Genomic DNA, 12,223 nt, shown 5'->3' on the forward strand with positions numbered 1-12,223 from the left:
CAGGTGAGGGCGGATGCAGGGCATCGGTGTCGGAGTCACGAAGGAATCGAAAATGATCGCATTCATCGTGATAGTGGAGGTGTCTCTGGTGGTCGTGGCTTTCGCGGCGGTGTACGGACTCACCCGTTACCAGAGCAGGCCGTCGCGGCGGGACGACCGCCGCGGACCCGGCACGCCCCCCGATCCCGACGAGCACGCGCCGCGGACCCGCGAGAGGTGACCGGCGGGAGCGGGCGCCACGCGTACGGCGGCGCCGCGCTCCTTCTGGCGGATCGCGTCCGGGCCGATCACCAACTCTGGTGGAGCGGCATTCCCTCGGTGTAGCCGGACGAGCTCTGGAGGCCGACCACCGCGCGCTCGTGGAACTCCTCCAGGGTGGAGGCGCCCGCGTAGGTGCACGAGGAGCGCAGGCCGGCCACGATGGCGTCGATCTGGTCCTCGACGCTGGGCATGGCCGGGTCGAGATACATCCTGGACGTGGAGATGCCCTCCTCGAACAGCGCCTTGCGCGCCCGGTCGAAGGGGGAGTCCTCGGCCGTGCGCAGCCTCACCGCGCGGGCGGAGGCCATGCCGAAATTCTCCTTGTACTTGCGCCCGTCGGCGGCGGTACGGGTGTCGCCGGGCGACTCGTAGGTGCCCGCGAACCACGAGCCGATCATCACGTTGGACGCTCCCGCGGCCAGGGCCAGGGCCACGTCCCGGGGATGGCGGACACCGCCGTCGGCCCACACGTGGCGGCCCAGCCTGCGGGCCTCGGCGGAGCACTCCAGCACGGCGGAGAACTGCGGGCGGCCCACGCCGGTCATCATCCGGGTGGTGCACATGGCCCCCGGGCCGACGCCGACCTTCAGGATGTCCGCCCCCGCCTCGACGAGATCCCGCACGCCCTCCGCGGTGACGACGTTGCCCGCCGCGACGGGCACGTCCGGGCCGAGCGCGCGGACCGCCCTCAGGGCACTGATCATCTTCTCCTGGTGGCCGTGGGCGGTGTCCACGACCAGGCAGTCCACCCCGGCGTCGAGCACCTCCTTGGCCTTGGCGGCCACGTCGCCGTTGACCCCGACGGCCGCCGCGATGCGGAGCCTGCCCGAGTCGTCCACGGCGGGCCGGTACAGGGTGGCGCGCAGCGCGCCCGTCCTGGTCAGGATGCCGACCAGCCGGCCGTCCGCGTCCACGACCGGGGCGAGCCGGTGGCGGCCCTCGTGAAGGCGGTCGAAGGCCTGGCGAGGGTCGAGCCCGGCGGGCAGTGTGAGCAGGTGGTCGGACATCACCTGGGACAGCTGGGTGTACATGTCCACGCCGGAGCAGTCGCTCTCGGTGACCACGCCGGCCGGGCGGTTGTCCCAGTCGACGATGATGATCGCGCCGTGGGCCCGCTTGGGCAGCAGGTTGAGCGCCTCTCCGACGGTGTCGTGCGGGGTGAGTGTCAGCGGTGTGTCGTGGACCAGGTCGCGCTTCTTGACCCAGTCGACGACGTCGGCGACCACGTCGATCGGGATGTCCTGCGGGATCACGGTGATCCCGCCCCGCCGCGCGACGGTCTCGGCCATCCGCCGTCCCGCGACCGCCGTCATGTTGGCGACCACGATGGGGACGGTGGTTCCGGTGCCGTCCCGGCTGGAGAGGTCGACGGCGAGCCGCGAGCCGACGGAGGAGAGCGACGGGACCATGAACACGTCGCTGTAGGTCAGGTCGTAGGCCGGTGCCATCTCATTGAGAAATCTCACGTTGGTCCACCTTATCCCGTGAATTGCCAGAGATGAGCGTTCCCCTTTTCCAGGTCCCCGAAGAGGACCGGGCAGGTCGGGCCGGAGGCTAAGATCCGGTTTGCGCGAATAAGTGGATGGCCATGAGGAGGCATTGTGATCGTGGTTGATCGGCCCGAGATGCTCGTCGTAGGTCATGCCGTACGGACGTCGAACGCCGACGAGATGGAGCCGGGCCGGGGGAGGCTCGGCGCGCTCTGGGCGCGGGCGGGATCCCCCGGGGCCTTCGCCCATGTGCCGGGACGGGTCGACGAGAACATCTACGCGGTGCTCACCGACTATGAGAGTGACCACCACGGTGCTTACACCCAGGTCGTCGGGGTCGCGGTGCGCAGCGCCGCGGCACTGCCCGAGGGCATGGTGGCGGTACGGGTGCCAGGGGTGCCGTCGTTGAAGATCGAGGCCCGCGGGCCGATGCCGGGCGTCCTGCTGGAGGCGTGGCAGCAGCTGTGGAAGCACACCGAGTCGGGTGGCACCCCGCCGAGGGCCTTCACCACCGACGTGGAGGTGCACCACCCGGGGGGCGCCGACATATACGCGGCGGTCCTGTCCCCGATGCGCTGAGCGGGACCGTTCCCGGTACGCCGAGCGGGCGTGCCCCCACCGCCGGTGGGGGCACGCCCGCTCGTGCTGGGGCCCCTCCCGGCCGGGCCGCCCGCCGGGAGGGGATCAGTCGTCATCGCCGGGCGGGTCGGGCAGCCGCCAGCTGGAGACGACCAGCGGAAGCACGAAGTGCGTCAGCATCAGGGCGAGCGCGAGGGAGAAGAACGCGTCCCCTGGCATGGAGTAGTCGCGGCCCTGTGAGATGCCCGCCACGAGGGCCAGGACGAAGACGGCGACCAGGATGCCCGTCGTTCCCCGGTGGGCGAGGGCGACGGTCCGCAGGCGCTCGCCCACCTGGCGCTCGTCCAGGTCGCGTTCGGACAGCTCGACGACGCCGCGGGTGGCGACGTTGAGCAACGAGACGGCGGGGAAGTAGATGAGCCCGCTGAGCGCCAGGAGCGCGAAGTCGGACAGGTCGTTGCCGTCACTCGGCGCGCTCGCCCAGGAGACGGCGACGTCCGCCCACAGGAGTGCCAGCGAGAGGGCCACCGCCGAGGCGATCAGCCGCCTGCGGCCCCGGGTGGCGTACCAGCCGGGCAGGTAGTCGCTCTGCAGGGCCTCCACACGGCTCTGGCGCCAGCTTTCCTTCCACGTGTTCATCGAATACCTCCGGGGAGACCCGGCCTTCCGGCCGGAGAGGGGGTCAACCGGCCTGGCCGCTGCCGAGCCGGGGGAACGGTTTGAGTGAGAAAACGACTTCCAGCGGCACTTCGAAGTGTTCGGCGATGCGCATGGCGAGGAACAGGCTCGGGCTGTATTCGCCGCGCTCCAGATAACCGATCGTCTGGTAGTGGACTCCCAGTGCCGCCGCCAGATCCTTGCGCGAGATCCCGCGCTCGGCTCTCAGCACCGAGATCCGGTTGTAGACGTCTTCCGCTGACATGGCGGCCTTCCCGTGCTCAGAAGAGCCGCGCGGCCGGCGGCGGGGCCGGGGCGTGGATACGTGATGCAGTACTCATGTGAATGAATGTAGTACACCTACTACATTCAAATCAACACCTACGACAAAGAGGGGTATGACTGTGCTGGGTGCCTCACTCGTGAGCAGGCCGATCAGATCGGCGAGATCGTGCCCGGCCCGGCCGGGTCCACCGGGTTGATCGCGCTGCTCGCGCTGCTCAGGCCGGTCGGGGCGTTCGGGTTGGCAGGTCGTCCGGGTCGATCGGGTCGTCCGGGTTGGCCGGGGCGGGCCGGAGAAAAAGCCGGGCCGCCCGGCCGGGTGCGCGTTCACGCGTCCGGCCGGGCGGCCCGAGGGGACGCGCCGGAGCCTCAGGGGAGGCTGTCTCGTTGAGCGGGTGGACGGCTCCGGGCCGCCGGGCTCAATCCTCACGCCCCCACAGGGGCTCGGGAATCTCGAAGCCCACGTCCTGGCCCCACCGGTTGCGGTAGCTCACCTCGTGCGCCGGGCGGCGGGGCGCCACGCCCCAGCGTCCGGTCGGGTAGCCGAAGGTGACCGTGCAGACCAGGGTCCAGCCCTTGTCCTCGGGCACGCCGAGCACCCGCAGCGTCTCCTCGGCGTGGAAGATGCCGAGCACGCTGGTCAGCGCGCTGCCCACCCCGTGGGCGCGGGCGGCCAGCTGCGCGCTCCACACCGAGGGGAAGATCGAGCCGCCGGAGGGGTCGTTGCGGACGAACGCGAACAGCATCAGCGGATAGCCCTCGAAGTTGTCGGCCAGGTGCTGGGACGACTTCAGGACGCTGAGCGTGCGGGTGTCGCCCTCGGCCTCGGCCCTCTCGCGCATCGGCCGGTAGTGGCCCTCGAAGAGCCGCCCGAGCGCGTCCCGGTAGAGGGGGCCGAGCCGCTCCTTCACCGAGAGGTCGTCGACGAGCAGGAAACGCCAGCTCTGCACGTTGCCGCCGCTGGGCGCACGGACCGCGGCGTCCAGGATGCTCCGCTGGACCTCCTCGGGGATCGGGTCCGGCTTGACCCTGCGCATCGCCCTGGTCGTGTAGAGGGCCTCGAAAACGTCCATTCCCGCCGCCCCGTGCTCAGCGTCTCCGGTGCTCGTGCCCGTCATGTCCACCATGCCTTCCTTGCTGTCCGTGTCATCGGTATTCGTGGGACTGTCACCCATCAGGCCAGCACCCCGGCTTCGCGCAGGCGCGCCGCGGTCTCGTCGGACAGGCCCCAGGAGGACAGGTCCGCCAGCCGGGTGGAGGGGGAGAGGTCCTGCTCGGGCACGCCGAGCAGGCGCGGCGCGGGTGCGGGCTGCCTGACCCCGCCGACCTCGACGAACATGCCCCTGGCCTTGTTGTGCGGGTGGTCCGCCGCCTCGCCCCCCTCGAGCACGGGGGAGACGCAGGCGTCGGAGCCGTCGAACACCGCCTCCCACTCGGCGCGGGTCCTGGACCGGAACGCCTCGGCCAGCCGCTCGCGGAGCGCGGGCCACTGCGACCTGTCGTTGCGGTCGGGCAGGTCCTCCAGGCCCATCAGGGTGACCATCTCCGCCCAGAACTGCGGTTCCAGCGCGCCGACGGCCACGTACCGGCCGTCGGCGGTCTCGTAGGTGTCGTACATGGGCGCGCCGGTGTCGAGCAGGTTCGTGCCGCGCGGGCCCCAGCCGCCGGTCTGCACGCCGTGGTGGAACATCGCGAACAGCGTCGCCGCGCCGTCCACCATGGCGGCGTCGATCACCCGGCCCTCGCCGGTCCGCTCCCGCTCGATCAGCGCCAGCAGCACGCCGTACGCGAGCATGAGGCCGCCCCCGGCGAAGTCGCCGAGGATGTTGATCGGCGGGGTGGGGCGCTCGCCCGCGCGGCCCAGCATCGACAGCACGCCGGAGACGGCGATGTAGTCGATGTCGTGCCCGGCGGTCGGCGCGAGCGGGCCGTCCTGGCCCCAGCCGGTCATCCGCCCGTAGATCAGGCGCGGGTTGACCGCGTGCAGGTCGGCCGGGCCGATGCCGAGGCGCTCGGCGACCCCCGGCCGGAAGACCTCGACGACCACGTCGGCGTGGCGGGCCAGCTCCTTGAACGCGGCCACCCCCTCGGGGGACTTCAGATCCAGGCCGACCGTCCGTTTGCCCCGGTCCATCACGTCGGGGCGTGGCCTGTCCCCGGCCTTGGCGACGACGCTCGCGCGCTCGACGCGCAGCACCTCGGCCCCGTGGTCGGCCAGCATCATCCCGGCGAACGGCCCGGGAGCCAGCCCCGCCAGTTCGAGCACGCGGACTCCGGCCAGCGGGCCCTTCCTGGTCACGTGCTCCATCGACATTCTCCTCGGGTACGTCGCCGGCGCTCGTCGGGTACGGCGTACACCGGCGACCGCTTGGTGGTGAGCACTGCCGTCCCTCCCGCCCAAGTAGAACAACATTCGGCTTTCTATGGCAAGACACATCGCGAGGAGTCGCGTAGTGCTCGCGCGCGTATGGGAAACTTGCGCCCTCTCCGAATGGGACCTAGGGGTTTTGCGATGACATATCCGCACAGTGAACGGGTGGTCGCTGGGCGCTATCGATTGCTACGGGAGCTCGGCAGGGGAGGGATGGGCGTCGTGTGGGAGGGCTACGACACCCTCCTCAACCGCTCGGTCGCCGTCAAGGAAGTGCTCCTGCCGCCCAACCTCTCCCCGGCCGAGCACCAGGTCCAGCTGACCCGCACCTCCCGCGAGGCCAGGACCGCGGCCAGGCTCAACCACCGGGGCATCGTGGCGATCTACGACGTGGCGGAGCAGGACGGCCGCCCCTGGATCGTCATGGAGCTGGTCAGGGCGCGCGGGCTGGACGAGGTCGGCCTGCTGCCGGTGCGCCAGGTCGCCGACATCGGCCGCCAGGTCCTGTCGGCCCTGCGCGCGGCCCACGAGGCCGGGATCCTGCACCGCGACGTCAAACCGAGCAACATCCTGCTGGACGCCGAGGGCCGCGCCGTGCTCTCCGACTTCGGCATCGCCACCATCGAGGGCGACACCTCGCTGACCCAGACCGGCATGGTGACGGGCTCGCCCAGCTTCCTGCCGCCCGAGCGCGCCACCGGCGTCGACGCCGGCCCCTGGTCCGACCTGTGGGCACTCGGCGCCACCCTCTACGCGGCCATGGTGGGTCAGGGGCCCTTCGAGCGCCGCGACGCCATCTCCACCCTCGGCGCGCTCCTCACCGAGGAGCCCGACTTCGGCAGGGTGCCCCTGGAGATGCGCGCCGTGCTCACCGGCATGCTCCAGCGCGAGCCCGCCCACCGGCTGACCGTGCAGCAGGCCGACGCCATGCTGGCGGAGGTCATCAACGACCCGTCGACCGCGGCCCGCCGCACGGGGGAGACCGCCGTCCACCGTGCGGGAGGCCCTCAGGGCCGCCGTACGGGAGCGACCCCGAGCCATACGGAGGAGGGCTTCAGCCGCATCGGCAAGACCCCCCACGACAGGCGCGAGACCGGGGCCTCCGCGGTGTCCGGACGCCCCGCGGTGTCCGGACGCCGGAGGGGAGGGCGGCTCCCGCTGATCGTGGGAGCCATCGTGGTCCTGGCCGCCGTGGGCACCGCGGCGGCCGTGGCGATGTCGCGGACCGAGCAGCAGCCGGTGGCGCGCGCCGTGCCCACGGTCCCCGAGGCCACGCCGGAGCCGACGGAGGAGACCGCGTCGGAGACCCCCACCCCGACCCCCACCCCCACGCCCACCAGGACCAGGACGGCGGCGCCCGCCGGAGGGCTGAAGACGTGGCGAGCCCGCCCCCCGGAGAACTGGTCCATCAGCTACCCGGCCGGCTGGAACGGCGACTGGGCGGCCGAGACGGGCTACACCCAGTGGCTGCGCCGCGACGGGGCCGCCCACCTGTCGGTGGAACCGCTGGAGGGAACCGCCAACGGTCTGGAGGCGCTCCAGGAGACCGTCAAGGAGAACGTGGCCCAGTGGAGCGAGATCCACTCCGAGGACACGGCCAACATCCCCCTCGCCTACGGGGCCGGGCTCCAGTGGGAGTTCACCTGGACCATGAGGGACAACGGGGGAGCCCCCTGGGCCAAGGCCGGGGTGACCTACCACGAGGTGCGGAGGTTCGTCGAGGTGGGAGACTCGGTCATGGTGCTCAGCTGGACCACCCACGACGCCGACTGGGTCGCCCAGCAGGCCCTCATGACCCGCGTGTTCGACAGCTTCCACCCTCGTGGGGGCGAGTGACGTGACCGGAGGGCGTTCGGGCCGCCCGTCCGACGGCCTTTTTCCCCGAAGCTCCCGAACCCCCGAAGCCCCTGGAGGCGAGTGACATGACAGAAAGACGTCCGGGCCGCGTGCCCGGCGGTCTTCGTCCCCATGGAGGCGAGTGACATGCCCTGGAAGGTGCTCGCGCTGCCGCCACTCCCCGAGGAGGCGGTGCGCAACCTGCTCGGTTCGCTCGGCGACCGGGTCGCCGTGTCGGTTCCCGCGGCCCGCGACCGGGAGTCGCTGCTCGCGGCCATCGGCGACGCCGAGATCGTGGTCGGTGACTGGAGCGGCGGGCTCGCCCTGGACGCCGAGGCCGTCCGGGCCGCGCCGAACCTGGCGTTCGTGCAGCAACCCTCCGTGGGCGTGGACGGCCACGACCTCGCCGCGCTCGCCGCGGCGGGCGTGCCGCTGGCCAACACCGCGGGGGTGAGCGCGATCGGAGTGGCCGAGTGGTGTTTCGCCGCCGCTCTCGCGCTGTCGCGGCGGCTGCTCGACGCCGACGCCGCGGTCCGCGCGGGACACTGGCCGCAGCTGGACCTCGGGCCCGCCGAGCTGTACGGCTCGCGCGTCGGCATCGTCGGGTTCGGCCCGATCGGCGAGGCCGCGGCCCGGATGTTCGCCGCCCACGGATGCGAGGTCTCCTACTGGACCCGCACGCCGCGCGAGGTGCCCTACACCTACCGGGAACTCGGCGAGCTGGTCGCGGGCTCCCAGGTGCTCGTCCTGGTCATCCCGCTGACGGAGGAGACCAGGGGGATGATCGACCCGTCCCTGATGCCCGCGGGCTCGCTGCTCGTCAACGCGGCGAGGGGGCAGGTGGTCGACTCGGCGGCGCTGCTGTCCGCCCTGAAGTCGGGACACCTGGGCGGCGCCGCGCTCGACGTGTTCGACACCGAGCCGCCGCCGCCGGACGACCCGCTGCGCGGCAGTCCCCGGGTCCTGCTCTCACCGCACGTGGCCGGGGTGACCCCTCAGTCGACCGGCCGCCTGATCCGGTGCGTGCTGGACAACCTGGAGGCCGCGATCGAGGGCCGCCCGGTGATCAACGTGGTCAACGGGGTCGATACGGTGATCGGTCGAAGATCGGGAGAAGGACGGCCGTAGAGTTTTCTCGTGTTTAACGCGCCCCGCCTGGCTCCGGAGACATCCGAGATATAACGTGCCTAGGGGCGATCTTTCCAACGAGGTCATGGGGGTGATCACCGTGCGACAGATGACAGAGATGGCGGCGCACCGGCAGGCGGTGGAGCAGATCAGGGAGTCCTACGCCGCCATCCCGGGCGACGCGGTGCCCCGGCTCTCCAAGGCCACCACGAACCTGTTCCGGTTCAGGGACGGCGCCCGGTCGGCGAAGCTGTCGGCCAGGGATCTGGACCAGGTCATCGAGGTCGACCCGGTGACGATGACCGCCGAGGTCCAGGGGATGACGACCTACGAGAACCTGGTGGACGCCACGCTCGCCCACGGGTTCATGCCCTACGTCGTGCCGCAGCTGAAGACCATCACGCTGGGCGGAGCGGTGACGGGGCTCGGCATCGAGTCCACCAGCTTCAGGGACGGGCTGCCGCACGAGTCGGTGGAGGAGCTGGAAATCCTCACCGGCGACGGCCGGATCGTCGTGGCCCGAGACGACAACGAGCACCGCGACCTGTTCCGCGCGTTCCCCAACTCCTACGGCACGCTCGGCTACGCCCTGCGGATCCGGATCAAACTCAAACGCGTCCAGCCGTACGTCAAGCTGACCCACATCCCGTTCGGCGACGCCGACAAGTGCATGCTCGCGATGCGCGAGATCTGCGAGCGCGGCGAGTACGAGGGTGAGCGCGTCGACTTCGTCGACGGCACGTTCTTCGGCCCCGGTGAGCTCTACATCACGGTGGGCCGCTTCGCCGAGCGTGCCCCGTATCTTTCCGACTACACGGGGATGCGCATTTACTACCGGTCGATCCAGACCAGGACCCGCGACTGGCTGACCGTCCGCGACTACCTGTGGCGCTGGGACACCGACTGGTTCTGGTGCTCGCGCGCCTTCGGCGTGCAGACCGCGCTGGTGCGGTCCCTGATGCCGCGCAAGTGGATGCGCTCCGACGTCTACCGCAGGCTCGTCGGCCTCGACCGCAAGTACGGGGTTATCGCCAGGGTCGACCGCTGGCGCGACCTGCCGGTGCAGGAGTCGGTCATCCAGGACATCGAGGTGCCCGTCGAGCGCGGTGCCGAGTTCCTGGAGTTCTTCCATGAGAAGGTCGGGATGGCGCCGGTCTGGATGTGCCCGCTGAGGTCCACGGGCGAGTGGCCGCTCTACCCGCTGGAGCCGGGACGGCTCTACGTCAACTTCGGCTTCTGGGGAACGGTGCCGCTCCCCAGGGGGCAGTTCGACGGTTACCACAACCGTCTGATCGAGAACCGGGTCCACGAGCTGGAGGGACATAAATCGCTGTACTCCACTTCGTTCTACCCGGAAGATGAATTCTGGCGGTTTTATAACGGAACCGCCTACTGGCCGGTCAAGCGGGCATACGACGGGGGTGGCCGGTTGCTCGACCTCTACGACAAGTGTGTTCGGGGGCGTTAAGAGAGGGTGTTTCTGTGTTGCTCGCAGAGATCTTCGAGAAGGTCATGGGGCCCGAGGCGGACGTGCGCTTCGTCGCCTACGACGGAAGCAAGGCAGGGTCGGCCGCCGCCGACATCAGCGTCGAGGTGAAGACCCCGGCGGCCGTCGCGTATCTGGCACAGGCTCCCGGAGAGCTGGGTCTGGCCAGAGCGTACGTGTCCGGACACCTCGACGTAGATGGGGACATGTACACCCTGCTGTCCCGCATGTGGTCACTCACCGTCAACGACATCCCGGTCGGGCAGAAGCTCGCGGCCATCCGAGCCCTCGGGGTGCGGCCGCTGCTGACGCGGATGCCGCCGCCCCCGCAGGAGGTGCGGCGCAGCATGCTCGCCCGGATGGGCAGCAGGCACGCCAAGCAGCGCGACGCCGAGGCCATCCACCACCACTACGACGTCTCCAACAAGTTCTACTCGTGGGTGCTCGGCCCCTCCATGGCCTACACCTGCGCGGTCTTCCCCGAGCAGGAGTCCACGCTGGAGGAGGCGCAGCTCACCAAGTTCGAGCTCGTCGCCCGCAAGCTGGACCTGAAGCCCGGCATGAGGCTGCTGGACGTCGGCTGCGGCTGGGGCGGCATGGTCATTCACGCCGCCCGCGAGTACGGCGTCAAGGCGCTGGGTGTCACGCTCTCGCGCCAGCAGGCCGAGTGGGCGCAGAAGGCCATCGCGGAGGCCGGTCTCGGCGAGCTCGCCGAGGTCCGCCACATGGACTACCGCGACGTGCCGGAGACCGGCTTCGACGCCGTCAGCTCGATCGGCCTGACCGAGCACATCGGCAAGGAGCAGCTGCCCTTCTACTTCCGCTTCCTGTACGACAAGCTCGTCCCCGGCGGGCGGCTGCTCAACCACTGCATCACCCGCCCGACGGGCACGGAGAAGACCCTCAACGCCGGCGGCTTCATCAACCGCTACGTCTTCCCCGACGGTGAGCTGGAGTCGGTCGGTTACCTGGCCAGGCAGATCGAGGACACCGGTTTCGAGATCCGCCACGAGGAGAACCTGCGCGAGCACTACGCGCAGACCCTCCGCTACTGGTGCGCCAACCTCGACGAGCACTGGGACGAGGCGGTCCAGGAGGTCGGCGAGGGTACGGCACGGGTCTGGCGCCTCTACATGGCGGCCTGCGTGGTCGGCTTCGAACGCAACAAGATCCAGCTCCACCAGGTCCTTGGGGTGAAGCTCAACGACGACGGCACGGCCGACGTCCCGCTCCGCCCCTCGATCGACTGGCCCTGACGCCGGAAAAACGCTCACGCGGCACGTCTTCGCGCGAGAGACGCTCATATGGGGTGTTCCCATACGAGAATTCGCGCGAGCGCTCACGCGGACGCGTTCACGCCGGACCGTACGGCCCCCGCCGCGAGATCTCGTGACGGGGGCCGTACGGTTTCCGCTTCAGCCGGGCCGCCTCGTGCTCAGCCGGGCCCTCTCGTGTTCAGCCGGGCCGTCTCGTGGGCGCTTGCCCCCCTCTTCGGCCGCAGGCTCGTGGGTGCTTGACCCCGTCTTCGGCCGCCGGCTCGCCATGAAGGCCGCGAGGAGCCGGCTCGCCACGGAGGCCCCGGGGAGCCGGCCGCGGCCGGAATCCGCCCCGGAGAACCGCTGAGCCCCGGTTCGCCCGCCGCCTCCCTTCCTGGAACGGTCCGGCCACGGATTGTGGACGCAAACTTTTGCGTGAAAATGCCGTTAGATTTCACCAAGGTTTCTGAGTATTGCGCTTATGTATCTCTTCCTGTCAGGATGACGCAGGCAGCCCGCTGTCGCGCCGGGGACGACGCGTGCCGCTCCCGTGCCCCTGGTGTGCGGTTTCCTTTTGGCCGGAACGTGTTCCGGCCAAAAGGAAAGGTCGTGGCGCTTTCCGCCCCGGCCGATCCGGTGACCGACCTCCGTGTCGTGAGCCGGTGCCCGCCGCCGTCGCCCGGTCAGGTCCCGCTCTCTTCGCGCGCGAGGGGAGCGACGGCCGAACGCGCAGGCCCACCGGCACGGCACCCCCCGCCCCCCGGATGGAGCGGTGAAGCACGGATGGCCGCTCCGGACGAAAGGAGTTCACGTGGCCGTCTCGCGTCGGAGGTTCATGACCTCCGTGGTGTCCGGGTCCGCTCTCGCCGCGGTGTCG

Annotated in this window: 11 protein-coding genes; 6 read left to right on the forward strand and 5 right to left on the reverse strand. The window is 70.5% G+C overall.

Translation table 11 applies throughout. From position 1 onward, the window contains the following. Positions 1 to 52: 52 nt before the first annotated feature. Positions 53 to 220 (forward strand): hypothetical protein, encoded by a 168-nt coding sequence (locus ACSDR0_RS22970; protein ID WP_435290926.1) that lies wholly within the window; start codon positions 53 to 55, stop codon positions 218 to 220. Positions 221 to 287: 67 nt separating this feature from the next. On the opposite strand, the gene ACSDR0_RS22975 is transcribed toward ACSDR0_RS22970, so the two are convergent. Continuing rightward, positions 288 to 1,727, reverse strand: coding sequence for a GuaB1 family IMP dehydrogenase-related protein (locus ACSDR0_RS22975; RefSeq protein WP_435290927.1), 1,440 nt, complete (start codon positions 1,725 to 1,727; stop codon positions 288 to 290). Positions 1,728 to 1,862: 135 nt separating this feature from the next. Between ACSDR0_RS22975 and ACSDR0_RS22980 the strand changes: the two genes are divergently transcribed. Further along, the gene (locus ACSDR0_RS22980; RefSeq protein WP_435290928.1) at positions 1,863 to 2,330 is read left to right on the forward strand and encodes a GyrI-like domain-containing protein; all 468 of its coding nucleotides are present in this window, start codon (positions 1,863 to 1,865) and stop codon (positions 2,328 to 2,330) included. 105 nt (positions 2,331 to 2,435) lie between these two features. On the opposite strand, the gene ACSDR0_RS22985 is transcribed toward ACSDR0_RS22980, so the two are convergent. From ACSDR0_RS22985 to ACSDR0_RS23000, 4 genes are all read right to left on the reverse strand, one after another. After that, entirely contained in the window at positions 2,436 to 2,969 is a 534-nt protein-coding gene (locus ACSDR0_RS22985) for a hypothetical protein (protein ID WP_435290929.1), read from the reverse strand. A 43-nt stretch (positions 2,970 to 3,012) separates the two neighbouring features. Further along, positions 3,013 to 3,252 carry a helix-turn-helix transcriptional regulator gene (locus tag ACSDR0_RS22990; RefSeq protein ID WP_435290930.1) on the reverse strand — a complete coding sequence of 80 codons (240 nt, stop codon included), beginning with the start codon at positions 3,250 to 3,252 and terminating at the stop codon, positions 3,013 to 3,015. Positions 3,253 to 3,688: 436 nt separating this feature from the next. Continuing rightward, entirely contained in the window at positions 3,689 to 4,396 is a 708-nt protein-coding gene (locus ACSDR0_RS22995) for a nitroreductase family protein (RefSeq protein ID WP_435290931.1), read from the reverse strand. 47 nt (positions 4,397 to 4,443) lie between these two features. Continuing rightward, positions 4,444 to 5,577, reverse strand: coding sequence for a CaiB/BaiF CoA transferase family protein (locus ACSDR0_RS23000; protein WP_435290932.1), 1,134 nt, complete (start codon positions 5,575 to 5,577; stop codon positions 4,444 to 4,446). A 228-nt stretch (positions 5,578 to 5,805) separates the two neighbouring features. Here ACSDR0_RS23000 and ACSDR0_RS23005 point away from each other — a divergent pair, with 228 nt between their 5' ends. The 4 genes from ACSDR0_RS23005 to ACSDR0_RS23020 all read left to right on the forward strand — a co-directional run bounded on the left by ACSDR0_RS23005 (position 5,806) and on the right by ACSDR0_RS23020 (position 11,346). Beyond that, positions 5,806 to 7,476 (forward strand): serine/threonine-protein kinase, encoded by a 1,671-nt coding sequence (locus ACSDR0_RS23005; protein WP_435290933.1) that lies wholly within the window; start codon positions 5,806 to 5,808, stop codon positions 7,474 to 7,476. A gap of 147 nt (positions 7,477 to 7,623) precedes the next feature. Further along, positions 7,624 to 8,604, forward strand: coding sequence for an NAD(P)-dependent oxidoreductase (locus tag ACSDR0_RS23010; protein WP_435290934.1), 981 nt, complete (start codon positions 7,624 to 7,626; stop codon positions 8,602 to 8,604). Positions 8,605 to 8,713: 109 nt separating this feature from the next. Then, positions 8,714 to 10,072 (forward strand): FAD-binding protein, encoded by a 1,359-nt coding sequence (locus ACSDR0_RS23015; RefSeq protein ID WP_435290935.1) that lies wholly within the window; start codon positions 8,714 to 8,716, stop codon positions 10,070 to 10,072. A 14-nt stretch (positions 10,073 to 10,086) separates the two neighbouring features. Then, entirely contained in the window at positions 10,087 to 11,346 is a 1,260-nt protein-coding gene (locus tag ACSDR0_RS23020; protein WP_435290936.1) for a class I SAM-dependent methyltransferase, read from the forward strand. Positions 11,347 to 12,223: the final 877 nt, after the last annotated feature.

Origin of the sequence: Streptosporangium sp. G11 (assembly GCF_051192615.1) — a bacterium.
In the GTDB taxonomy this organism is placed as follows: Bacteria; Actinomycetota; Actinomycetes; order Streptosporangiales; family Streptosporangiaceae; genus Streptosporangium.

Excerpts from the sequence above, each read along its gene's own strand:
- ACSDR0_RS22970 (WP_435290926.1), top strand. The coding sequence starts at position 53 with ATGATCGCATTCATCGTGATAGTGGAGGTGTCTCTGGTGGTCGTGGCT.
- ACSDR0_RS22985 (WP_435290929.1), bottom strand. The coding sequence starts at position 2,969 with ATGAACACGTGGAAGGAAAGCTGGCGCCAGAGCCGTGTGGAGGCCCTG.
- ACSDR0_RS22990 (WP_435290930.1), bottom strand. The coding sequence starts at position 3,252 with ATGTCAGCGGAAGACGTCTACAACCGGATCTCGGTGCTGAGAGCCGAG.
- ACSDR0_RS22995 (WP_435290931.1), bottom strand. The coding sequence starts at position 4,396 with ATGGTGGACATGACGGGCACGAGCACCGGAGACGCTGAGCACGGGGCG.
- ACSDR0_RS23000 (WP_435290932.1), bottom strand. The coding sequence starts at position 5,577 with ATGGAGCACGTGACCAGGAAGGGCCCGCTGGCCGGAGTCCGCGTGCTC.
- ACSDR0_RS23010 (WP_435290934.1), top strand. The coding sequence starts at position 7,624 with ATGCCCTGGAAGGTGCTCGCGCTGCCGCCACTCCCCGAGGAGGCGGTG.
- ACSDR0_RS23015 (WP_435290935.1), top strand. The coding sequence starts at position 8,714 with ATGACAGAGATGGCGGCGCACCGGCAGGCGGTGGAGCAGATCAGGGAG.